Genomic DNA, 23,009 nt, shown 5'->3' on the forward strand with positions numbered 1-23,009 from the left:
CCTCTATTCATCCACTAGCCAAGTCCGGAGAAGATTAACGAATTCATCCGGCTTGCGCTTGGCCAAGCTTTCCAGTTGCTTGCGCACCTGGCTTTCGTTCGAAACGTTGTCGATATCGATCGTCGGCATTTCCACGCGCGGAGCGTCTTCGATCGCTGCCGCTTCTTGCGCCGCTTTGCGACGACGATAAATATAGTAGCCCCCGCCTCCGAGCAACGCCAGCGCCAACAATCCCGCTGCCGCCATCCACAAAGTCGAATTCGACGCGCTGCCAGAGACCGCTGCCGTGCCGTCGAAGGATTGCGACAAAACCGAGACGCGTTGCGTCAAAGCTTCGTCCGACAAATCCAATCCCGATTCGTTCAGAAGCACTCTTACATTATTAACAAGCATGCTCTGGATCTCGGCCAGTCTCTCGGGCGTCATATTCGCGGAATTTACGCCGACATTTATCGATAAGTCCTTCACTTTATAAGGGCCGTAGTCGATATTATTAGTAATGCGGTTTACATCGTAGTTAATCGAACTGGAAACCTTCTCGGACGTAGATGAGCCCGAGTTGCCCCCGGACGGATAATTGGTGACGTCGGTTTCTCCCGTCCCCGCTACTCCTCCGGCTTGCCCGTCCTGGCCTTGGTACGTCTCGCTCGTCTCTTGTCGGCCGATTTCGATCCCTCTATTGTCGTTATCCGGCAAGGGCTGCACAAGCTGTTCCACAGACGATTTCTTATCGAAATTCAAGGAAGACACGACGCTGACGACCATGTTGTCCATGCCGACAATCGGGTTCAGAAATTGCTGGATGTTTCTTTTCAGCGTATTCTCGAACTCATTCTGAATGGCGAACTGGGTCTCGTAGATCGCTCCGCCCACTCCGGCTCCTCCGCCCAACTTCGTGGACGGGGTCAGTTCGCTCGTGCTGCTGCTGATCGTAATATCTTGAATTGCCAGATTCGGCACGGCCGATTTGACCAGATTGTAGTAGCTGTCAATTTCCTCTTGCTTCGGCCGAAAGCCTGGCTTAAAGGTGATGATGACAGCGGCAATCGCCTTTTCCTTGTCCGATTCGTTCAAGAATACCGAATCCTCCGGCAACGTTACGAGCGCTTTTACTTGTGCAACGCCCTGCTTTCTGAGCAACAATTGCTGGACTTCTCCGTTAAGCGCATTACGAAACTTGACGTCAAACTCTTGATCCGTCGTTCCGATCGCCGATGAAGCTTTGCTCAGTTCCGGAAACCCGATCGAGCCGTTCTCGATGAGTCCCTGCGATCCGACCGCCACCTTGACCTTGGAGGCGGAAGCGCTCGGCACGAAGATGCTTGTCCCGGCGTCGCCAAGCTTGTAGCTGATCCCGTTGCCGTCCAGGTATTCCATAATGGCGGCGGCATCGGTGCTGTCCAGGTTCTGGAAAGCAAGCTCGTACTCGGTTTTGGTGAATAAATAAGTAAGTAATATGATGGCAAAAAGCAACAAGGCCGCTGTTGAGGCGAGCACCCACTTTTGCGTCTTGCTGTACTGGTTCCAGAAACCGGACAGCTTTTCTCGAACCTGTGCCCACTTCTCGTTCACGATTTCACCCCACCTGCGGTTAGAAGAGCAAAGAAGGCGGAGAACCTCCGCGCCTTCTTCCCTTGATTATGTTTTACTTGTAGTTTCCGCGTCAGGATTACAGCTGCATCCGCATAATTTCCTGATACGCCTCGATGACTTTGTTGCGGACCTGCCCTGTCAGGGAAAGACTCAGCTCCGCCTGCGTAGCAGCAATGATGACCTGATTCTCGTCGACTTCTCCAATCAGAAATTGATCGTTGAGCTTATGTACGTTCTGTTCTTGAGCGGCCACTCCGTCAAGAGCGTTCTTCAGGAACGAAGCGAAGCTTTCCGTCGCCTCCGCCGGCGTCGCCTTTATCTGATTCAAGTTTGGCGCTGTCACTGCTTGAACGGGATTAAACATCGTATTCGTAATCAAGCTAACACTCCTTCAGGTTGATTGGATTCAATTGGCGGCGTTTGCTTTGAACGATCAACGACGTCCCATTTCCAGCGCCTTCATGAACATCGACTTTCTTGCGTTCAGCGCCGTTATGTTCGCCTCGTACGACCGAGAGGCCGCCAGCAGGTCGACTTGCTCCTTCAGCATATCCACATTAGGCATATAGACCATACCGCTCGCATCCGCATCGGGATGCGTCGGGTTGTACACCTGTTTAAACGGCGCGGAATCTTCGCGAATGGACGCCACCTTGACGCCCTGCGCCGACATTCCGTTCAACTGCTGGCCAAGCACGTCCTGGAACTTAGGCTGTGCCGCCTCCATCACGACGACTTTGCGGCGGTAAGGGACGAAGTTTCCGTTCACGTATCCGGCGCGCGTTGTCTCCGCGTTCGCAATGTTGGCCGAAATGACGTCCATGCGCAGCCGTTGGGCCGTTAGCGCGGAAGCGCTGATATCGAATCCTCCGAGCTTCATTCGTTACGCACTCCCTTGAATTCCGATTCTCATCATCTTTGCTTCATGATTGACCTGCTGCGTCATCAGATTGTATCTGAGCTGGTTCTCCGCAAGGAGCGCCATTTCTTTCTCTACGTCTACGTTATTTTTGTTATTGTTGATTGCCGTCGATTCGTCCGTTACGACTCTTGGCGCCGGCAACGGGTAAGCTCCGTTAATCGGAAAATGTCGAGGGTCGGTCGGCTTGCTCGCAAATGCGCGCGTCCCCTGCGCTCCGATCGCTTGCGTCAGCAGCTCTTCGAATACGACATCGGATCGCTTGAAATATGGCGTATCGTTATTGGCAATATTGTTGGACAGCACGCGTTGTCTCATCGCCGCGGCCTGGATGGCGTTCTCCAAGCGCAGAAATGATGCGCCGCTTAACAACTCCATCATTAGTCGCCCCTATTCATGAGATAATCTTCATTTTTCTTCATTTTTCGCACTCAATCGCATTTCGCTTTGACTTATTTCCACGCAAATCTCTTAAATTCCTGCTTGAAGCGACAATACTTTTGCTCATTCTACAAAAAAAGAATCGCAATCCGACATAATTAGAATTTTCTAAGATACATCATCTACGACAACGCTGTGCGTGACAATAAGAAAAAAGCCCTAATCTTCCAATGGAAGATCGGGCTTACTTATCTATTGGCGTCGCGCTTATGCGTTTTTGCGATGCTCCAGTTCCCGCAGAAGCTGCGCATTGAGAATGCGGATATAAGTTCCCTTCATCCCGAGAGAGCGGGTCTCGATCACCCCCGCGCTCTCCAGCTTCCGGAGCGCGTTAACGATAACCGAACGAGTGATTCCAGCCCGGTCCGCAATCTTAGAAGCGACGAGCAGCCCTTCTTTTCCTTCAAGTTCTTCAAAAATCTGCTCAACAGCTTCCATCTCGCTGAAGGAGAGCGAATTGACCGCAACCGTGACGATCGCCTTGCTTCTGGCCTCCGCTTCCCGCTCGTCGATTCTTTCTCTCAGAATCTCCATGCCGATAATTGTCGAGCCGTATTCCGCCAAAATCAGATCGTCGTCTCCGAACGATTCGTGCTCACGAGACAGGACTAAAGTCCCTAATCTGTCACTTCCACCTATGATCGGAACGATTGTGACAATTGCGTTGGCAAAAGCCGCTTCGATCGGCGTCAACGTTTCCTCGTTGGAAGAAACGTTCGCGGCCGTCTCCGAAATTCGCAGCAAGCGATCGTTCGTCTCGGAAGGGAAGCGCAGCCCGTCCGCTTCTTCTCTGCGCAGCCACATCTCGGGAAATCCAGCGGAATGCGCCGAGCCCAGCACCTTTCCTTTTCTGCTCAGCACAAATACATCGCCTTGCATCGTCTCGCGCAGCCCCTCCGCCATCTCGCGGAAGTTGAGAGGCTTGCCCGCCGCTTCCTGCAGCAGCCGGTTAAGCGTTCGGGTTTTCATCAACAGCGTCATGATTGTGCTTCCTCCTAATACGACAAACAAGTACAACGATTCCGCCGTCCGGGGACGGCGGCATCCGTTCGGCTAAGAGCCGTTATAGAATATATTGACTCAAATCGCGATTGCTTGCAATCGTCGATAATTTCTCGCGGACATATTCCGGCGTAATGACCATTTCCTCAAGCTGCAGCTCCGGCGCTTCGAAGCTCAAATCCTCGAGCAGCTTCTCAAGCAGCGTGTGAAGTCTGCGAGCGCCGATGTTTTCCGTATTCCGGTTAACTTCCTGCGCCATGCGCGCCAGCTCGGAGATCGCCGCCTCCGTGAAGGTAACGTTGATGCCCTCCGTCTGCAGCAGCGCCGTGTACTGCTTCGTCAAGGCGTTCTCCGGCTCGGTCAGAATGCGGATGAAGTCTTCGTCGGTCAAGCTGCTGAGCTCGACTCGGATCGGGAAGCGCCCCTGAAGCTCGGGAATCAGGTCCGAGGGCTTCGCGACATGGAACGCTCCGGCCGCCACAAACAGGACGTAATCGGTTTTAACCGGCCCATACTTGGTCACGACCGTCGAACCTTCGACGATCGGCAGGATGTCCCTCTGCACGCCTTCGCGCGAGACGTCGGGCCCTTGCCCGCGTCCTTGGCTAGCGATCTTGTCAATCTCGTCGATAAAGATGATGCCCGACTGCTCCGCCCTGCGCACGGACTCAGAGGTGACTTCGTCCATGTCGATCAGCTTATTGGCTTCCTCCACGATCAGCACCTTGCGCGCTTCCTTAACGGTCAGTCTGCGCTTCTTCCGGCGCTTCGGCAGAAATTGTCCGAGCATTTCCTGCATGTTGCCGAACTGCTCCTGACCCGGTCCGCCTAGCATATCGAGCATGGTCGGCGAGTTGTCCTCCACCTCGATTTCGACGGTCTCGTTCTCCAGAAGTCCGGCCTCAAGCTTAGCCTTCGTGTCTCTTCTCTTGTCCTGCAATCCCGAATCGACCGGATCGGGCTCGTCGTTAGGAACCGAGTTTCCTCCGAACAGCATCTCGAGCGGGTTTTTCTGCGTCTTCGGACGCGCCGGGGAAGGGGCAAGCAGAGCGACCAGCCGTTCATTGGCCGCCCTCTCGGCTTTGTCCTTCACCTGCTCCGTCCGCTCCTCTTTCACCATACGAATCGCCGTTTCGACCAGATCCCGAACCATCGATTCCACGTCTCTGCCGACATAGCCGACTTCCGTAAACTTCGTCGCCTCAACCTTGATGAACGGAGCTTGAACCAGCTTCGCCAGCCGCCGCGCGATTTCCGTTTTGCCGACGCCGGTCGGTCCGATCATCAGAATGTTCTTCGGCACGACTTCATCGCGGATTTCCTCCGGCAGGCGGCTGCGGCGATAGCGATTGCGCAGCGCTACGGCAACCGAACGCTTGGCAGGCTTCTGCCCGACGATGTATTTGTCGAGCTCAGCAACGATTTGACGGGGCGTCAGTGCATCGTTCATGCGATCCTCTCCCTTACGTTTGTCGAATGTAATCATTCTATCTCCTCAACGACCAGGTTATTGTTGGTGAATACACAAATTTCGGATGCCGTTTCCAGCGCTGCGCGGGCGATGTCGCGGGCTTCCATGGCCGGAGCGTGACGCTTGAGCGCCCGCGCCGCAGCCAGCGCGAAGCTGCCGCCCGAACCGATCGCCAAAATTCCGTCGTCCGGCTCGATTACTTCTCCATTGCCGGACAACAGCAGCATACCTGTGGCGTCGACAACGATCATCATCGCCTCAAGTCGGCGCAGAACCCGGTCGGAGCGCCAATCCTTGGCTAACTCGACCGCGGCGCGCTGCAGGTTGCCGTGATGCTCTTCAAGTTTGCCTTCGAATTTCTCGAACAGCGTAATCGCGTCCGCGACCGAACCGGCAAACCCGGCAAGCACCTGGTTGCGGTACAGTCTACGTACTTTTTTGGCCGTATTTTTCATCACCATGCTATTGCCGAAGGTGACCTGGCCGTCCCCTGCGATCGCGCCTTTGCCGTTATGGCGGATCGCGCAGATCGTCGTGGCGTGGAAACTCATATCCATGGGCTGTTCCTCCCGTTTGTTTTGATCGCGAATCTCGCATCTTTGAAACTTCGCCTAGAGCCGGAAAAGCAGCGGCTTAGGTCTTATACGCAGCCGCTGCTTCATTGGTTACAGAACGGAGCTTGCCCGAAGCTCGGGACGCAGCGCATCGATCGCCTCCAGGGCGCGCGCGGCGATAGCGTCGTTCTTGTCCTTCTTGCTTTTGACGCGATAGCCCAGCGGCGGGAACAAGCCGAAGTTCGCGTTCATCGGCTGGAAATGCTTGAAGTCCGCTGTCGTAATATAATTCGACATGCTGCCCAACGTAGTGTGCTCGGGAAGCGTCAGCGGCTCTCGGCCTCCGGCCAACCGCCCTGCGTTCAGACCGGCGACCAATCCGGATGCGGCCGATTCCACATACCCTTCCACCCCGGTCATCTGACCCGCGAAAAACAGCGTCTCCCGTCCGCGGAGTTGATAGGTCGGATGGAGCAGCTTCGGCGAGTTGATAAACGTATTGCGGTGCATCACCCCGTAACGGACGAACTCGGCGTTTTCCAATCCCGGAATAAGCGAGAACACCCGTTTCTGCTCGCCCCACTTCAGATGCGTCTGGAAACCGACGATGTTGTACAGCGTGCCGGCAGCGTTGTCTTGACGCAATTGAATAACCGCATGGGATTTGGCGCCCGTCCGAGGATCGATCAAGCCCACCGGCTTCATCGGCCCGAACAGTACCGTCTGCTTGCCGCGTTTGGCCATGACTTCAATCGGCATGCAGCCTTCGAAATACATATCCTTCTCGAAGTCTTTCACTTCCGCCGTCTCTGCGTTGATCAGCGCTTCGTAGAAGACGTCGAACTCGGCCTCCGTCATCGGACAGTTCAAATAAGCCGCTTCCCCTTTGTCGTAACGGGAAGCGAGGAACACTTTGTCGAAATCGATGGAGTCCTTCTCAAGAATCGGCGCAGCCGCATCGAAAAAGTAGAAGTATTCTTCTCCGAGCAGCCGCTTGATGCTATCGGACAGCCCGGGAGAAGTGAGCGGTCCCGTCGCGACGACGACGATCCCGTCCTCCGGAATTGCGGTAACTTCCTCGTTCACGACCTTGATGAGCGGATGCTCTCTCAGTCTCTTCGTCACTTCGGCTGAGAAGCCTTCGCGATCAACTGCCAGCGCGCCGCCGGCAGGAACAGCGTGCAGGTCGGCGCAGTCCAGAATGAGCGAATCGAGCCGCCTCATCTCCTCCTTCAGTACGCCGACAGCGTTCGCTAAGCCATTCGCCCGCAAACTGTTGCTGCATACGAGCTCGGCAAAGCTCGCCGTATGATGGGCCGGCGTCTGTCTGACCGGCCTCATTTCGTATAACGTGACAGGGATACCCTGCGCGGCGATTTGCCAGGCGGCTTCGCTGCCTGCCAGCCCCGCGCCGATAACCGTCACGGATTGATCTTGCTTCAAAACGGTTGCCCCCACCCCGTCGCCTCCGCGAGCCGCCCTGCCGAAGCTCTTCGCCCCGGCAGCGGCGTCCCGCTTGCGGCTTATTCGATTATTCCGCCGCTTCCTCGGCTTCTTCGGCAGCTTCCGAATGGCTGCATACCGTACAATTCAGTTGAGTCTCGCCTTTGACCCGCTTCTCGACCATTACCCCGCCGCAGCTCGGGCACGGCTTGGCAACCGGCTTATCCCAAGAGACGTAATCGCAGCCGGGATACAGATTGCACCCGTAGAATACGCGCCCCTTCTTGCTGCGCCTTTCGACGATCTGACCTTCTTTGCACTTCGGGCACGTTACGCCGGTATCTTTAATAATCGGCTTCGTATTCCGACAATTCGGGAAACCCGAGCAAGCCAGAAACTTGCCGAAGCGTCCCATTTTATAGACCATCGGGCTGCCGCACTTGTCGCACACTTCGTCCGACGGCTCATCCTTGATCTCGATTTCCTTCATTTCCTCTTCGGCGACCGCCAGCCGCTGCTCGAACGACTTGTAAAACTCGCCAATGACGTTGACCCAATCTTGCATGCCTTCCTCGACATGGTCAAGATCGCCTTCCATGTTGGCGGTAAATTCGACGTCGAGGATTTCTGGAAAAAACTCCTCCATTAATTGGATGACGAGCTCGCCCAGTTCGGTCGGAGTAAACTTCTTCTCTTCCAAGGCGACATAATTGCGCTTTTGGATCGTCTCCAACGTCGGAGCGTACGTGCTTGGGCGGCCTATGCCCAACTCCTCGAGCGCCCGCACGAGTCGGGCTTCCGTGAAGCGCGGCGGCGGCTGAGTAAAGTGCTGCTTCGGCTCGATGTCCTTCGATTCCGCCTTGTCTCCCACAGCGAGCGGGGGCAGCAGCCGATCCTCATCCGTCGTGCCGTCGTCGTTGCCTTCGACGTACACCTTCATAAAGCCGGGGAATTTCAGCTTCGAACCGTTGGCCCGAAACACAGCCGGCCCATTCTGCAGATCGACGGTCATCGTATCGAGCACGGCCGACGACATCTGGCTGGAGACGAAGCGCTCCCAGACCAGCTTATACAGTCTGAACTGATCCTTGGACGTGAAAGCCTTGACCGATTCCGGATCGCGCAGCACCGACGTCGGACGAATCGCTTCGTGCGCGTCCTGCGCGGAAGCGTTCTTCTTCGTGTAAACCCGAGGAGTTTCAGGCAAAAATGGATTGCCGTACTTGCCCTCGATATACTCTCTGGCTTCCTCCTGCGCAACCGGCGAGATACGAGTCGAGTCGGTACGCATATACGTAATGAGACCGACCGTCCCTTCCTTGCCCAGATCGACGCCCTCGTAAAGCTGCTGCGCGATCTGCATCGTCTTCGAAGCGCGGAAGTTCAGCTTACGCGCGGCTTCCTGCTGCAGCGAACTCGTAATAAACGGCGGAGACGGGTTGCGCTGGCGCTCCTTCTCCTTGACCTCTCCGACAGTGAACTGCGCTCCGGTTAGCTGTGCCAGCACTTCCTTAACCTCAGCTTCGCTGTGCAGCTCCTTCTTCTCGCCATGAACGGAATGGAACTTCGCCTCGAACGCCGCTTTGCCCTGCGTCAAATGAGCGGTAATGCTCCAATATTCTTCCGGAACGAATGCATTGATCTCGTTCTCGCGGTCGTTGATCAGCTTAACGGCGACCGATTGCACGCGGCCGGCGCTGAGTCCTTTCTTGACCTTTTTCCACAGCAGCGGGCTGATTTTGTATCCGACGAGCCGGTCGAGCACCCTTCTCGCCTGCTGGGCGTTCACCAAATCCATATCGATCGGTCTGGGCGACTTGAAAGCGTCCTTGACCGCTTGCTTCGTAATCTCGTTAAAAACGACGCGGCAATCTTCCTTCTCGTCCAGCTCCAGATAATGGGCCAAATGCCACGCGATCGCTTCGCCTTCCCTATCGGGGTCAGCTGCGAGATAAACTTTTTTCACCTTTTTGCTGGCATCGCGCAATTCCTTCAAAACGTTGCCTTTGCCCCGGATCGTGATGTACTTCGGCTGAAAGCCGTTTTCCACCTCGACGCCGATCTGGCTTTTCGGCAAATCGCGAATGTGCCCCATGGACGCTTTGACGATAAATTTGCTTCCTAAATATTTGCCGATCGTCTTCGCCTTAGCCGGCGATTCCACAATCACTAGCGAGTCCGCCACGTCCATCCTCCTCTCCTACGGTCGACAAGTCCTCGTGCCTATTTCTTATGCCTTCATTATTAAAGGACATGATATACGAAACCGGTTCGTTGTTCAATTCGTCGTTTCATTAGTAAATTTAGCAGAACGGAGTGTAAATGTCCAAACGTCATCCCGGAAAAGGTCGCCAATTCATCGACGGAAGCGGGCCGATCGAGGATTAAACGGTAGACGAGCAGTTCGTCTTCGCTCAGCCCCTCCTCCCCTGCGGAAGCCCCGGACGCCGCGCCGTTTGCGGGTTCCGGCCCTGTGAAGGAAGGCAGTCGATACTCATAATATTGAAAAATATCGGAAGCGTCCAGCGCCGGATGCGCCCCTTTGCGAAAATATTCGAGCGCGCCCAAACTTCGCGGAGAAGTCACCTGCCCCGGTATAACGAACACATCTCGATTGTAGCCGAGCGCCAAATCCGCCGTAATCAGCGCGCCGCTCCTGTGCGCGGCTTCCACGACGACGACGCCGTAAGAAAGGCCGGCAATGATGCGATTGCGCAGAGGAAACAATCCGGGGTGAAGAATCGTATCCGGAGGACTTTCCGCCAGCAGCAGCCCTTGCACCCCGATCTCGCGATACAAAGCGGCGTTCTCCGGAGGATAACATCGATCGACGCCGCCGGCAAGCACCGCTATCGTCCCGTATGCGGCGGATACGGCGCCTCTGTGGGCCGCCGCGTCAATCCCCCTAGCCAACCCGCTGACGACCGTCATGCGCCCCGCACAGCCCTCACCGAGCCCCTCCGCCATCTTGCGCCCGTAACCTGTGGCAAGTCTGGTGCCGACAATCGCAATCGCCGGATGCCTTAACAGCTCCAGTCTCCCCCTGCAATAGAGCACCCAAGGGGGGTCGGCGATCTCCCGCAGCAGGGACGGGTAATCGTCGTCCAGATAGGTGACGACCTCCATCCTTCCCTCCGCGTAACGAACTTGTCTGCGCTCTCTCGCAGCGAGGCGCACGCTTCGCTCCGCAGCCAGCGCCTGCCTTGCGCTCAGCCCCATGTCCCGCCAATCGCCGGCGAGAAAATCTCCCGAATCCCGTAAGGAGCCCGGCCCCTTCATGACGCCGTACAGGAAAACCGTCGCAATCGTCACCCGCCCGATCCCGTCGGACTCATGCAGCGCGATCAGCACCTCTCGCGTCATGCCTGTCTCGAGTGCCTCCGCCAGCGATACGACCCTGACATTATCCTTTTTCTTATTCTCCTCGTTGTCCAGCATCTCCTCAAACCCTCCCCAGGCTCATGTACGACAAAAAGCCTTCCACTCCCTCGAAGAGGGCGCGGAAGGCTGCTTGCCTTGCCGTGCGCGGAAAACGAATGGTTTTCCGGCAATTATTTTATCCTACTGCTACTGTACCATTAACCTTTGCACTTTTCCAGCAATCCTTTTTCCTCAAGCACGGCGACAAGCGTCGCGCCCATGTCGGAAGGCGTCGGAGCGACGCGAATGCCGTTGGCTTCGAGCACGGAAATTTTCTCCGCAGCCGTGCCTTTGCCGCCGGAAATGATCGCGCCCGCATGTCCCATCCGTTTCCCCGGAGGCGCCGTTGCGCCGCCGATGAAGCCGACGACAGGTTTCGTCATGTTCGCTTTGATCCATTCCGCCGCTTCTTCTTCCGCCGTACCGCCGATTTCGCCGATCATGATGACCGCATACGTATCGGGATCTTCGTTAAACAGCTTCAGAATGTCGATGAACTCGGACCCTTTGACCGGGTCTCCGCCAATGCCGACAGCCGACGATTGGCCGATGCCGCGAGTCGTCAATTGGTGAACCGCCTCGTAAGTGAGCGTTCCCGAACGGGAAACGACGCCTACGTGGCCTTTTTTATGAATATAGCCCGGCATGATGCCGATTTTGATCTCTTCCGGCGTAATGACGCCCGGGCAGTTCGGCCCGATCAGACGAGTTTTCTTGCCTTCCATAAAGCGCTTGACTTTGATCATGTCCATAACCGGAATGCCTTCCGTAATACAGATGACCAGGTCCAGCTCCGCATCGACCGCTTCCATGATGGAATCCGCCGCGAACGGAGGCGCGACATAAATAACGGATGCCGTTGCGCCCGTTGCCGTCACCGCATCTCTAACCGTATTGAAGATCGGCAACGTGATTTTCGTCCCGTTCTCCAGATCGAAATCGATCGTTTGGCCGCCTTTGCCCGGCGTTACTCCGCCGACCATCTGCGTGCCGTATTCCAAAGCACCTTTAGCATGGAACGACCCCGTCGCGCCCGTGATGCCTTGGGTGATCACCTTGGTGTTCTTATCGATCAAGATACTCATGATTATACACTCCCCGGTAAGTTCTCCCTTGTCACTTCACAAGCGAAACGATTTTTTGCGCGCCGTCGGCCATCGAATCCGCGGCCACGATATTCAGACCGGAACCGTTCAAAATTTCTTTGCCCAGATTCACGTTCGTGCCTTCGAGGCGAACGACGAGCGGTTTGTCGAGACCAAGCTCGCGAGCTGCGGCGACAACGCCTTCTGCGATGACGTCGCACTTCATGATACCGCCGAAAATATTGACGAAAATCCCTTTGACATTCGCGTCGGACAGGATGATTTTGAACGCTTCGGTTACTTTTTCTTTCGTCGCGCCGCCGCCAACGTCAAGGAAGTTGGCCGGAGAGCCGCCGTAATATTTGATAATGTCCATCGTGGCCATAGCCAGACCTGCGCCATTAACCATACAGCCGATGTTGCCGTCGAGCGCGATATAGCTCAGATCGAACTTGGAAGCTTGAATTTCCTTCTCGTCTTCCTCGTCCAGGTCGCGCAGTTCGACAATATCCTTATGGCGGAACAGGGCGTTGGAGTCGAAGTTCAGCTTGGCGTCAAGCGCCATCACGTCGCCTCCGCCGGTTACGACGAGCGGATTGATCTCGGCGATGGAGCAATCTTTTTCCTCGAACGCTTTGTATAGAGCCAACATGAACTTGACCGCTTTGTTGACCAGCTCTACCGGAATATGGATGTCGAGCGCCAATTGACGGGCTTGGAACGTTTGCAGTCCGACAGCCGGATCGACGACGACTTTAATGATCTTCTCAGGGGAATGCTCGGCGACTTCCTCGATGTCCATGCCGCCCTCTTCCGAACCCATCATAACAACGCGTCCGGTCCCGCGGTCGACGACGACCCCGAGATAGTATTCCTTCTTGATATCGCAGCCTTCTTCGATCAGAAGACGCTTGATTTCCTTGCCTTCCGGTCCCGTTTGGTGCGTGACCAGCACTTTGCCGAGCAGCTCCTTGGCGTAGCTCGCGACGTCGTCCAGGCTTTTGGCGATTTTGACGCCGCCGGCTTTGCCGCGTCCGCCCGCATGGATTTGGGCTTTAACAACCGTTACCGAGCTTCCGAGTTCTTTCGCTGCGCTAACGGCTTCGTCGACGGTAAACGCCACTTTGCCGCGCGGCACGTTAACGCCATACTGCCTCAAGACTTCCTTGCCTTGATACTCATGAATATTCATGGTTCTGGCATCCTCCCGTTGTGCGCTTAATATCTGGTGCGGCCGATCGCTTCGGCGCGGAATCGCCGGGCGGGGCCGTCACAGCTTGACCCATGTTAGCGATGAGTTCACCGCTAGCAGCCGTTACACATTCCTTTAAGAGGTTGTTCAATAAGTTCGCTTTTGATCACGAAGCCTCACTTGATAGCAGACTCGACGTCGAATCCTATGAACGCGCATGTTAAACAAATATGTAACAAAACCTTCATCATTGTATCACTAATTGCCGAATGCTTCCTTATCTTTTCAACAAATTATCAGTCTTCTTTGGCAATGATTTCATCGAATTTTGAGATGGAATTGCCGGAAATGCATCTCTTAATTGCGATAAGTAGATCTCGGCTTGCAGTTTCGCTTTATTTTGTCCAATGCCGCAAAACTCATGCCCCAACCGTGCGACCCGCGCCTCCCCCTTTATGTTTGTACAAATTCGATTGTCCGATTTATTTTTGTCCATTGAGCGGAGCTGCGCCATCTTCTATACTTTCACTGACACGAATCGATAATGATTATCATTATCTAATGATCACATTGAAACTACGGAGGAATCAAATTCATGAGCAAGAAAATGAAAATCGTCTTAACTCTTGGCACGATCGCGCTGTTTGGAACGTTATTGGCGGCTTGCGGGAGCAGCGAAAAAAACAATGCCGCATCCAACGGGAGCACCCCTGCCGCCAGTCCGTCCGCAACAGTCTCGGCATCCCCCTCTTCCGATCCTGCCGCTTCGGTGCGTAAAATAACGGATTACATCGGCCACGAGATTGAAATTCCAGTCTCCCCCGAGCGCGTCGTTTTCGTCGGAGAAACGTTCAGCGACTTGTTAGCGTTGGGCGTTAAAGCGATCGGAACTTCGACCAGCATGGCTTCGGAAACCGTGTATGAAGATCAACTGGCCGGCATTGAAGACGTAGGCTTCCCGATCAATCTGGAGAAAATCATCTCGCTCGCGCCCGACCTCGTTATCATCGCCGATACGGATGAGAAAGTCTACGAACAGCTTAGCAAAATCGCGCCGACAATCGTATTCGATACGTTCGCTCCGCTCGAAGAACGCTTGCCGCTGCTTGGAGACGTCCTGGGGAAAAAGACGCAAGCGGAGCAGTGGCTGGCAGAGTATAACAAACAAGAGGATCAAATGTGGAAGGAACTGCAGGCAGCGGGCTTGAAGCCGGGGGAGACGGCCTCCGTCTTTACTTATTATCCGGGAGAGCGACTGTTCGTGATGGCGCGAACCGGGCTATCCCAAGTGCTGTATACCCCGGACGGACTAAAACCGACGGAACCCATTCAGAAAGTATTGGATAGAGGATTCGAACAAATCTCGACCGAGATGCTGCCCGAATATGCCGGAGATCGGATATTCATCCTTAACCCGGCTTCCGAGTTGAAGGACGCCATTCAATCTACCGAAGATTTATTGAAGAGCCGGATCTGGCAAGACCTGCCCGCTGTCAAAGCAGGCCATGTCTATCGGCTCGATATCAAACAATCGGGAAGCGATGCCCTTAGCAGGCAGTGGCTAATCGAGCAGCTTCCGAAGTTGATGGCCAAATAGGCAACATGACATGACTTTAAAACTTAGAAGACGTTTTCGACGAAACCGTTGAAATACGTCTTCTTTTTATTATACAATCGACGTTAATGAGAATGGTTATCACTTCAGGAGGATAGCATGATGAATGGTTTAAGCTCCGACTCCGTCAGCGTTCCCTTAAGCTCCCTGCTCTTCCATTTCGTCGATATCGAACGGATTGAACATAACGCTGCATGGTATCCCCATATGTACGAAACCGATCTGTACACGCTGCTGATCGTAACGGACGGGCAAGGCAGATTGTTTCAAAACCGCGAGCTTACAAAGATTGCGGCCGCCAAATGCTACTGGCTGAACCCCGGAGTCCCGTTCAGGCTCGTCAATGAATGCGACGCGATACGCTGTTATAGATTGACCTTCGCCGCCGTTCAAATCCAAGGCGGCGAATACGCAAAATATGACGGAGAGATTCTGCCGGAGGGGAGCGAGCTCGCCGCCCTCCCCTTCACTCGGCTCTCCCGTTTGGCCGACATTTTGTATGAGGGCAGACGATCGCACGGAGGCGCCGAGGGTTTGACTCGTCAAGCGCAGTTTAATGAAATGCTCGCCGTTTTGTTCGAGCACAACGTGCGCGCCGGGCATTCCTCCAACCCGCTTCAGGCTATTGAATTAACGATTAGCTATATGCGCAACAACTACATGTACCCGATTACCGTAAAACAGCTTGCTGAAATCTCGCAGCTCGTTCAATGGCAGTACAGCGCGGCATTTCAAAAGCTTACCGGCAAAAAACCGCTTGATTACTTGACCGATGTTCGAATCGGGCATGCGAAGGAATGGCTTCGTCTGACTGCGGAGCCGCTGCGGGAAATCGCTCGCCGGGTCGGATTCGCGGACGAATATTACTTCAATCGCCGATTTCGTCAATCTACCGGAATGACGCCCAGACAATATTCGCAATCGACCCGCGGCAAAATCCGCGTGAAGGATTGGACAGGCCACGAAGTAGATATTCCCGCAAGCCCGCAGCGGATCATCTATCACGGGGAAACGCTGGGCGACTTAAGCGCCTTGGGCATTCGGGCGATCGGGACCAGCGACAGCTTCAAAAACAACGGCTTTCTCGAAGAACGCGAGCGCGGCTTCCTCGAAGTGGGAATGCCGATCGATCCCGGCAAGGCCCAAGCCCTTAAACCGGACCTGATCATTTTCGCGAACGCGGACGAGAATCAATATAACGCCTTATCCAAAATCGCGCCTACCGTTACCTTTAATACGTTTGCTCCGCTGGAGCACCGTTTGCATACATTAGGACAATGGCTAGGGCGCAAACGGGAAGCGGAGCAGTGGCTTTCCTCCTTTAACCCCAAGGCGGCGGCTATGTGGAACAACCTACGCTCCGTCGTTCGACAAGGTCATACGGCTTCTGTATTCGTCTACGAGCACGGAGAGCATTTATTCGTCATGGGAGCTTCCGGCTTATCCTCCGCGCTCTATCACCCTTGCGGCTTTCAGGCCGCAGATGGAATTCGCGACATCGTCGAAGCCGGCGTAGGATTCGCGGAGATTCCCCCTGACAGACTGCCCGAATACGCGGGAGACCATGTTTTCATGCTGCTCTCCGAGAACGAACAATCGCGCCGCGCCGCGCTAGCGATGATGGAAAGTTCGTTATGGAGAAGCTTGCCGGCCGTTCGCAGCGGCTGCGTTTACGTGCTCGAAGCCGACGCCTGGAACTATAACGACGCCAAATTTCAAGAGCGTCTGCTCAATATGCTTCCGCTGGTTCTCAATCGAATTTCTTAAGCGAGGCTCAGCGGAAAACCGTTCGCGCTGCCGTTGACAGGGGCTTCGCCGGCGTGTACACTTATTTCAACCGCAATATTTCGGAGAGGAAGCACCTTTCCCGTTCACTATGATCTTGGACGGAGGAGGGTGTTTTTTTGTTATGTATGCGAAAATGATGAGCGCCAGCGTGCTGGGGATCGAAGGTCGCCTGATCGAGGTCGAGGTGAACATTAGCTCGGGCCTGCCTATGGTAAACGTCGTCGGGCTGCCCGATTCGGCCGTGCGGGAATCGATCGACCGGGTGAGGGCCGCGATTCAAAACGCAGGGATGAAATTCCCGCTCGACCGGGTGACGATCAACCTTGCTCCGGCCGATCTTCGCAAGGAGGGCAGCGCGTTCGACTTGGCTATCGCGGCAGGCATTCTGTGCGCGAGCGGACAGCTTGAACCGGGGATGCTCGCCGATACGCTGTTAATCGGGGAATTGTCGCTGAGCGGCACGATCCGCAGCGTGCCCGGCGTGCTGCCGATGACCGAGCTGGCTCGGCGCTGCGGCCTGCGCCGCATCGTCGTTCCCCGCTCCGCCGCGGCCGAGGCCTCCCTCCTGCCCGGCATCGAAGTGCAAGGAATTTCTTCGCTTTCGGAATGGCTCAACGGCGAAGACGGCGCCGAGCCGGACGATCCGCCCGGGGCTCCCCGCGGCTTCGGAAGCAAGCGGCTGCGAGACTTGATCCGGTTTCAAGACAGCTCCGACAACGGCGAGCTCGACCTGGCCGACGTCGTTGGCCAGGAGCAGGGCAAGCGCGCGCTGCTTGTCGCGGCGAGCGGCATGCATAACCTTGTCTTTATCGGCCCTCCGGGCACCGGGAAGACGATGCTGTGCCGCCGCTTGCCAACGATTCTTCCCCCTCTGAACGACGAGGAGGCGCTGGCCGTAACGAAAATCTTCAGCGTCTGCGGCAAGCTCGGAGAAACGCGCGCCGGATTAATTCGCAGCCGCCCTTTTCGCGCTCCGCATCATACGATTTCGGGAGCGGGCCTCGTCGGAGGCGGCACGATCCCCAAGCCGGGAGAGGTGACGCTTGCTCACCACGGCGTTCTGTTTCTTGACGAATTGCCGGAGTTTTCCCGCTCCTGCCTGGAGACGCTGCGTCAGCCGCTTGAGGACCGTCAGGTGACGATCGGACGGGCCAGAGCCGTATGCCGTTTTCCGGCAAGCTTTATGCTCGCGGCCTCGATGAATCCGTGCCCCTGCGGCGGCGAACCAAGCGGCCTGCCCTGCGCGTGCTCTCCGGCTGCCGTCTCCAGATACCGCGCCCGCATATCGGGGCCTCTCGCCGATCGCTTGGATCTTCAGGTCGAGCTCGCGCGTCAGCCGCTGCAAGGACTGTCCTCCGGCGGGGGGCTCTCCTCCGCGCAAGCGCGGGAGATCGTCGCCGACGCCGCCGCAAGGCAGCTTGCCCGCTATGCCAAGCACGGCTTTCAATGGAACAGCCAGCTTCAAGGAAGCCATCTGCGAAAGTACGCCAAGCTCTCTTCCGATGCCGAGACGCTCCTTCAGCAGGTTTACGACCGGCTGGGCTTAAGCTTCCGGGCGCACGACCGCATTCTGCGAATTTCCCGCACGATCGCAGATCTGGCCGACAGGGAGAACATTCGCACTGAGGACGTAGCCGAGGCGATCAGCTATCGCTGCCTGGACCGAGCCGCATCTCCTTAAGCGCGACGATCAAATTTCGATTGGATTTGAAAAGAATAAAAACAAAAATATACCAGAATTGTATTTACAATAACATACTAAAAAGGTATGATGATGTAGAAAAAAAATAAAATTAAGAGGAGATGATGTATTTATGAAAAAAATTACGTCTACTGTATTGGGGGCTATTTGCATACTTTTTGCAAGTATTACCCCCGCTTTTGCCGCTAACGTGAATGAATCCGAGCCTAACAACACCTTTGCGACCGCTGACACTTTTAGTTTGGGAGATACCCTTGTAGGCGCCATTAGCTCAGGTACCGACACCGACCATTTTTACGTTTCCATTCCAAGCGATAAATACCTTGCGTATAATATTAATTTTAAGATGTCTGGCGGAGATTCAAGCGTAACTTACAAAGTTTCCGTTTATAAAAGTACCGATACAACGACAGCGGTCGATTCCTTTACTTTCACCGGCGGGGGCCCCTACTCGACGCGATTGGTCAGCATGAAGACAGACGCTTCGTACTATGTGAAGATTTCTTCCAATGACGGCACTAGTTCTTCAACGACTAAATATAACGTTTATATTTACAAATAACATGTTTTAAAGGATGAGGGCGAGATTGAATAAGCACCTTTGCCGTCAGTATTGATTATGACGGGGAAAGGTGCTTATTTCATTCGAAGCAACGATAACTGATCGCTTTCGCGACGTCTTCCTTTGTAATCCGCTCGCGGCCTACGATCGTGTCCGATAAAGAGAATATTCGCACATAGGACGCAGCAGCCGAGGCGATCAGCTATCGCTGCCCGGATCGGGCCGCCGCGCTTCCTTAAACGACGGATACAAAATGTCCGCGCAATATTTGGCCAGTCGGATGCCAATCTCCGAGCGCAGCGCTTCGCGCACGATGGAGAACCTGTCTTCATACCCGCGGCAGGAGTAGCGGTGATAGATGATCCCGTCGAGCGTCTCATCGTCGAACACTTTAATGTTCCGCCCTCGCAGTTCTCTGCGGAGAGAGAACAGTTCCCGGCTGATTTTGTCCATGACGATTTGGATGAATTCTCCCAGCGGCTGCTTGAGCAGATTCGGCGTCCGCCGCACCTCTTGTAGGCTTTTATCGCACATCGTAAGCATGTTTGTAATCTTTGGACACCGAAAGAATCAAGTGGACAGAATCAAATAATGGCGCGGGTTTTGAGCATTTTTAACTATACATTAGTGGACACAAAGATACATGATTTAACACGTTGGTTGTGGGTAATGTGTGGGTAATAGAATTAGGACAAAATGAGCCCCGACTAATCGGGGCTTTCCCCTCTCTGTCCGTACCAACCTCTTGGAGCTTCGCCATAATCCGAATAATGCCCGCGGTTACATCGGGTTGCTCACTCTCATAATATCCATAAACGGCACTTTTACTGTATCGCCGTTCCGGTAGACGTGAACAAGTGTCGTCCTAGAGTCCATCTCCGTGATTATCCCGTGCACTGTCTCCTCCATCCCCCAAACGGCCAATACGACATCGGTCTCTTCCCTCTTGGCTTCAGTCAATTGGTCGGCCAATTCCTCCAGTTCAAACTCATCTCTTGTCGGCCTCTTCACCTTATATGTCTTTTCGGGCTTAGCTATTGCCGGCATGATGTTCACTCCTTTGTTGGTTTAAGTATGCTTTCAACAGCTTTAGCAAGATGACTACTGATTTCCGCCCGCATGATCTCCCGCGTCATCCCAAATTTGTCTTCGTATCCTCTACAGAGATAGCAAGTGTATACGATATCGTCCTGCGTCTGATCGGACAGAATCTTGATATTTCGCTTTTTTAGCTCCCGGCGAGCGTTGAAGGATTCAAGACTTACCCGGTCCAGTAGCACCCTCATAAAACGCCCCATTACATTATGCATGGATATTTGCGACCGATTAACCTCGTCGATCGATCTTTGGAGCATCGTCATTAAGTGCGGGAGCAGTATGGCGTCCCTGATCAACCTCATCTCATCAGACGTGGCCTTCCCGCTTATTGTTTGTTCCCGTCTACCGTACTGCTCCTGATGCTCGGTCAGGAGCATTTTGCCTCCCCAACGTCCGTTACCTTCGAGCTTACTCATTTATAGTGACCCCCGATCTGTCCGGCTCTTTCTCGTGCGATTCCTGTCCCTTGTAAGGATGACGCCCGCATGATAGCTGCGCTACCGTATCGATCTTTAATCTCATCCGTTGCTCGCTCAAGGTCATATGCCTTCGATCGGTCATCAAATAGCGCCAGTTGCGTTACGTTATCGTCGGACAGATGCGTTATGGATACATACAGGTAGGATACCGGCATTCCCTGCCAATACTCCCTAAATAGCCGCAGGGCTGCAGAGTATATTTCGTGTGTAAGCGACGTAGCGTGTGGGAGTGTTGTTTGCCGCCCAAAGCGGGCAGCTCGCTCACCGTCCGATTCCCCAAGCCCTACCGATAATACTCTCCCTTGCTTGCCAAGCCGCCGCGCCCGCCGGCAAACCTCGATCACCAGTTCCTGTAGCACAAGTTCGATGTCAGCCTTTTTTGTATAGAGACTAGCCCTCAATGTCTTTCCGTGGCTGACCGACTTAAGTTCGTTTCGTATCGACGGTACGACCGGGCTTGGATCGATGCCTCGGGCCGTCTGCCAATAATACTCCGCCTGAATGTCTGATTGTTTGCCCATCCGGAGTCGCATACGACGCTTAAACTCAGGTAATGGCGTACGGGCGATGTCGCCGATTGTCGGGAGCCCCATGATCGCAAAGTGAGTCGCCATTTTCGACGCAACCATAAACATTTGGTGTACTGGAAGTGGCCATAACGTCTCCTCGATATTGTTGTAGTCGAGACGGAACACGCCGGTATCGTTTTTTTTCGCGAAATTGTCAGTTGCCGTCTTGGCCATAATTTTCGATGGACCGATTCCTACCCTACTCCAGACGCCCGTTGACAACAGCACTTCTTCTTGGATTTGCTTTGCGAGTTCCTCGGCAGACTTATATCGCCCCAAACTCCCAGTTACATCCAAAAACTGTTCATCAATACTAAAGGGTTCCACAAGATCCGTATAGCTCTCAAAAATCTTCGTTATCATTAACGAAATCTCAATGTATCGTTGCATCCGAGGGCGTATGATGACCAACTCGGGGCACTTGGCGAGCGCCGTAAAATTGCGCTCAGCAGTCGTCACGCCACGAGCCTTGGCGATTGGACATGCGGCCAGCACGATCCCTGATGAGCGGCTCGGGTCGCCAACTGCAACAGGCCTATTGCGGTACTCTGGATGTGCAGCTTTTTCACATGAGGCGTAGAACGATTGGCCGTCCACCAGGAAGATCGTGCGTTCAGGAGGCATGTACAATCACCGGCTGCGCCGCCAAAATCCGCTCGACCGCGAATCTTCTCGGCCCGTTGCAGGACGTATCGAACGCATACACCGTCCCCGCATCGATGCGGATTACCCGGATCGTCCGCTTGCTGATCCGCTCCTTTTTGTCCATATACACGATCACAATCGTCCGACCAATATACTTGGCTATGGACATCTCTCTCGCCTCCACAGAACGTTTGTTCTTATCATAATACGAACAATTGTTCCCGATCAATACTCAATTTATTCCTGCTCGTCTGCAAACATGCCGCAAAGCTCCTTACGGTCGTCGGAACGCAAAAAAACCCGACAATCCCGCTATGCGGGATCGTCGGGGCGCGCTTCGCCACTCGAGTTAAAAAACGGGGGAGAATCTCGCTCCGGTTATAAAATCCGGTTTCAAGCCGCCGTTTAGGGCAAGTTGTGCGATAAATCGTATAAAAATCAACCTTTGTCGGTCACCCTCGGCCGATTTGGATGACGCATCGTACAAATTCAAAAATTCGGCGCTGCGAGAACCTGCCTTTGTATGGAGAAACGTACAAAATGTCCCCGTTCTCCTCAAGCAAGAGCAGCTGCTCCCGTTCTTTTACGACGCCTATGCTATTCTTTTCCTTGCACGCCGTCGATCAGTTGAAGAAACGCCGCAGGAATCGGATACTCCTGGTCGCGGATAATGATTCGCTTGGTGCCTTCCGGCGGCGCGGCGTTTTCCATCCGGTTCTCCTTAATTTCGAGCACTTCATTGTGCAGCCGTTCCATTTGCTTGTCGAGCGCAGCGGCCGAATCGGCAGCCTCCTTCAGCTCGCGGAGCAAGCTTGGAGGAACGGACTCGTTGTACTTGTAAAAAATTTTATGCTCCAAGCTCGCCCAGAAATCCATCGCGATCGTGCGAATCTGTACTTCGACGCATACCTGCTCCTGGCGATCGGACATATATACCGGCACCTCCACGATCAGGTGCAAGCTCTGGTAGCCGTTAGGCTTCGGATTGCGAATATAGTCCTTCGTTTCGACGATTGTCAGATCGCTTTGAATTTGCAGCATCTCGGCGATCCGATAGATGTCGGAGACGAACGAACACGTAATTCTCAATCCGGCGATGTCCTTGATGCTGTTGCGAATGCCCGGAAAGGAGATGTCGCAACCTTTGCGATACATTTTGTTCAGAATGCTCTCCGGAGATTTCAACCGCGATTTCGTATGCTCGATCGGATTGTAGTCGTGCAGAAAATGAAACTCTTCCTTCAAAATCTCGATCTTCGTCTCAAGGGAGTCGAGCGCAAACTTGTACATCATCATAAAGCGAGTGATTTCGTCCTTGAAACGTTTGAATTGCTCCATCGGTAGCGGTAAATTATTCAGAATGGCTCACCTTCTGCTCCAGGTCAAGCAATGATTTTGGAGACTGCCTCAAAATTAAGGTCGCTAACTTCG

The 23,009-nt window shown here is 54.3% G+C and carries 22 protein-coding genes; 4 read left to right on the forward strand and 18 right to left on the reverse strand.

Going from position 1 to position 23,009, the window contains the following annotated elements:
• Positions 1–3: 3 nt before the first annotated feature.
• From fliF to sucC, 12 genes are all read right to left on the reverse strand, one after another.
• Positions 4–1,572, reverse strand: coding sequence for a flagellar basal-body MS-ring/collar protein FliF (gene fliF / locus J4772_RS16630; protein WP_209076232.1), 1,569 nt, complete (start codon positions 1,570–1,572; stop codon positions 4–6).
• A gap of 97 nt (positions 1,573–1,669) precedes the next feature.
• Positions 1,670–1,972 (reverse strand): flagellar hook-basal body complex protein FliE, encoded by a 303-nt coding sequence (fliE, locus tag J4772_RS16635; RefSeq protein WP_371822868.1) that lies wholly within the window; start codon positions 1,970–1,972, stop codon positions 1,670–1,672.
• A gap of 54 nt (positions 1,973–2,026) precedes the next feature.
• The gene (flgC, locus tag J4772_RS16640; protein ID WP_209076234.1) at positions 2,027–2,473 is read right to left on the reverse strand and encodes a flagellar basal body rod protein FlgC; all 447 of its coding nucleotides are present in this window, start codon (positions 2,471–2,473) and stop codon (positions 2,027–2,029) included.
• Positions 2,474–2,476: 3 nt separating this feature from the next.
• Positions 2,477–2,893, reverse strand: coding sequence for a flagellar basal body rod protein FlgB (gene flgB / locus J4772_RS16645; RefSeq protein ID WP_342772460.1), 417 nt, complete (start codon positions 2,891–2,893; stop codon positions 2,477–2,479).
• A gap of 267 nt (positions 2,894–3,160) precedes the next feature.
• A complete protein-coding gene (codY, locus tag J4772_RS16650; protein ID WP_209076236.1) occupies positions 3,161–3,934 on the reverse strand; it encodes a GTP-sensing pleiotropic transcriptional regulator CodY in 774 nt (257 codons plus the stop codon).
• Positions 3,935–4,016: 82 nt separating this feature from the next.
• Positions 4,017–5,405 carry an ATP-dependent protease ATPase subunit HslU gene (gene hslU, locus J4772_RS16655; RefSeq protein WP_209076238.1) on the reverse strand — a complete coding sequence of 463 codons (1,389 nt, stop codon included), beginning with the start codon at positions 5,403–5,405 and terminating at the stop codon, positions 4,017–4,019.
• A 32-nt stretch (positions 5,406–5,437) separates the two neighbouring features.
• The gene (gene hslV / locus J4772_RS16660) at positions 5,438–5,983 is read right to left on the reverse strand and encodes an ATP-dependent protease subunit HslV (RefSeq protein WP_116059510.1); all 546 of its coding nucleotides are present in this window, start codon (positions 5,981–5,983) and stop codon (positions 5,438–5,440) included.
• Between the two features lie 108 nt (positions 5,984–6,091).
• A complete protein-coding gene (gene trmFO, locus J4772_RS16665; protein ID WP_209076240.1) occupies positions 6,092–7,423 on the reverse strand; it encodes an FADH(2)-oxidizing methylenetetrahydrofolate--tRNA-(uracil(54)-C(5))-methyltransferase TrmFO in 1,332 nt (443 codons plus the stop codon).
• Positions 7,424–7,511: 88 nt separating this feature from the next.
• Positions 7,512–9,608, reverse strand: a complete 2,097-nt coding sequence (gene topA / locus J4772_RS16670) for a type I DNA topoisomerase (protein ID WP_209076241.1) — start codon at positions 9,606–9,608, stop codon at positions 7,512–7,514.
• Positions 9,609–9,667: 59 nt separating this feature from the next.
• Positions 9,668–10,861, reverse strand: coding sequence for a DNA-processing protein DprA (gene dprA / locus J4772_RS16675; RefSeq protein ID WP_247741121.1), 1,194 nt, complete (start codon positions 10,859–10,861; stop codon positions 9,668–9,670).
• A gap of 140 nt (positions 10,862–11,001) precedes the next feature.
• Entirely contained in the window at positions 11,002–11,928 is a 927-nt protein-coding gene (sucD, locus tag J4772_RS16680; protein ID WP_209076243.1) for a succinate--CoA ligase subunit alpha, read from the reverse strand.
• Positions 11,929–11,959: 31 nt separating this feature from the next.
• Complete coding sequence (sucC, locus tag J4772_RS16685; protein ID WP_209076245.1) at positions 11,960–13,120, reverse strand: ADP-forming succinate--CoA ligase subunit beta; 1,161 nt, start codon at positions 13,118–13,120, stop codon at positions 11,960–11,962.
• Between the two features lie 595 nt (positions 13,121–13,715).
• On the opposite strand from sucC, the gene J4772_RS16690 reads away from it, so the two are divergent.
• From J4772_RS16690 to J4772_RS16705, 4 genes are all read left to right on the forward strand, one after another.
• On the forward strand, positions 13,716–14,717 hold the full coding sequence (locus J4772_RS16690; RefSeq protein WP_209076247.1) for an ABC transporter substrate-binding protein: 1,002 nt from the start codon (positions 13,716–13,718) through the stop codon (positions 14,715–14,717).
• A gap of 117 nt (positions 14,718–14,834) precedes the next feature.
• Positions 14,835–16,502, forward strand: coding sequence for an ABC transporter substrate-binding protein (locus J4772_RS16695; protein WP_247741122.1), 1,668 nt, complete (start codon positions 14,835–14,837; stop codon positions 16,500–16,502).
• Positions 16,503–16,644: 142 nt separating this feature from the next.
• Positions 16,645–18,204 (forward strand): YifB family Mg chelatase-like AAA ATPase, encoded by a 1,560-nt coding sequence (locus J4772_RS16700; protein WP_209076248.1) that lies wholly within the window; start codon positions 16,645–16,647, stop codon positions 18,202–18,204.
• A 133-nt stretch (positions 18,205–18,337) separates the two neighbouring features.
• Positions 18,338–18,787 carry a hypothetical protein gene (locus J4772_RS16705; protein WP_209076251.1) on the forward strand — a complete coding sequence of 150 codons (450 nt, stop codon included), beginning with the start codon at positions 18,338–18,340 and terminating at the stop codon, positions 18,785–18,787.
• A 198-nt stretch (positions 18,788–18,985) separates the two neighbouring features.
• Here J4772_RS16705 and J4772_RS16710 read toward each other — a convergent pair whose 3' ends face one another.
• The 6 genes from J4772_RS16710 to J4772_RS16735 all read right to left on the reverse strand — a co-directional run bounded on the left by J4772_RS16710 (position 18,986) and on the right by J4772_RS16735 (position 22,874).
• Positions 18,986–19,330 (reverse strand): YhjD family protein, encoded by a 345-nt coding sequence (locus tag J4772_RS16710; RefSeq protein ID WP_209076253.1) that lies wholly within the window; start codon positions 19,328–19,330, stop codon positions 18,986–18,988.
• Positions 19,331–19,567: 237 nt separating this feature from the next.
• Positions 19,568–19,834, reverse strand: a complete 267-nt coding sequence (locus J4772_RS16715; protein ID WP_209076254.1) for a YolD-like family protein — start codon at positions 19,832–19,834, stop codon at positions 19,568–19,570.
• A gap of 5 nt (positions 19,835–19,839) precedes the next feature.
• On the reverse strand, positions 19,840–20,301 hold the full coding sequence (locus tag J4772_RS16720) for a YhjD family protein (RefSeq protein WP_209076256.1): 462 nt from the start codon (positions 20,299–20,301) through the stop codon (positions 19,840–19,842).
• Positions 20,298–21,557 (reverse strand): DNA polymerase IV, encoded by a 1,260-nt coding sequence (locus J4772_RS16725; RefSeq protein ID WP_209076257.1) that lies wholly within the window; start codon positions 21,555–21,557, stop codon positions 20,298–20,300. Before J4772_RS16725 ends, J4772_RS16720 begins: the two co-directional genes overlap by 4 nt.
• The gene (locus J4772_RS16730; RefSeq protein ID WP_209076259.1) at positions 21,547–21,747 is read right to left on the reverse strand and encodes a hypothetical protein; all 201 of its coding nucleotides are present in this window, start codon (positions 21,745–21,747) and stop codon (positions 21,547–21,549) included. The genes J4772_RS16725 and J4772_RS16730 overlap by 11 nt, the downstream gene beginning before the upstream one ends.
• A gap of 428 nt (positions 21,748–22,175) precedes the next feature.
• Entirely contained in the window at positions 22,176–22,874 is a 699-nt protein-coding gene (locus tag J4772_RS16735; protein ID WP_247741123.1) for a GTP pyrophosphokinase, read from the reverse strand.
• Positions 22,875–23,009 lie beyond the last annotated feature (135 nt).

It is taken from the genome of Cohnella sp. LGH (assembly GCF_017671885.1).
Lineage (GTDB): Bacteria > Bacillota > Bacilli > Paenibacillales > Paenibacillaceae > Cohnella > Cohnella phaseoli.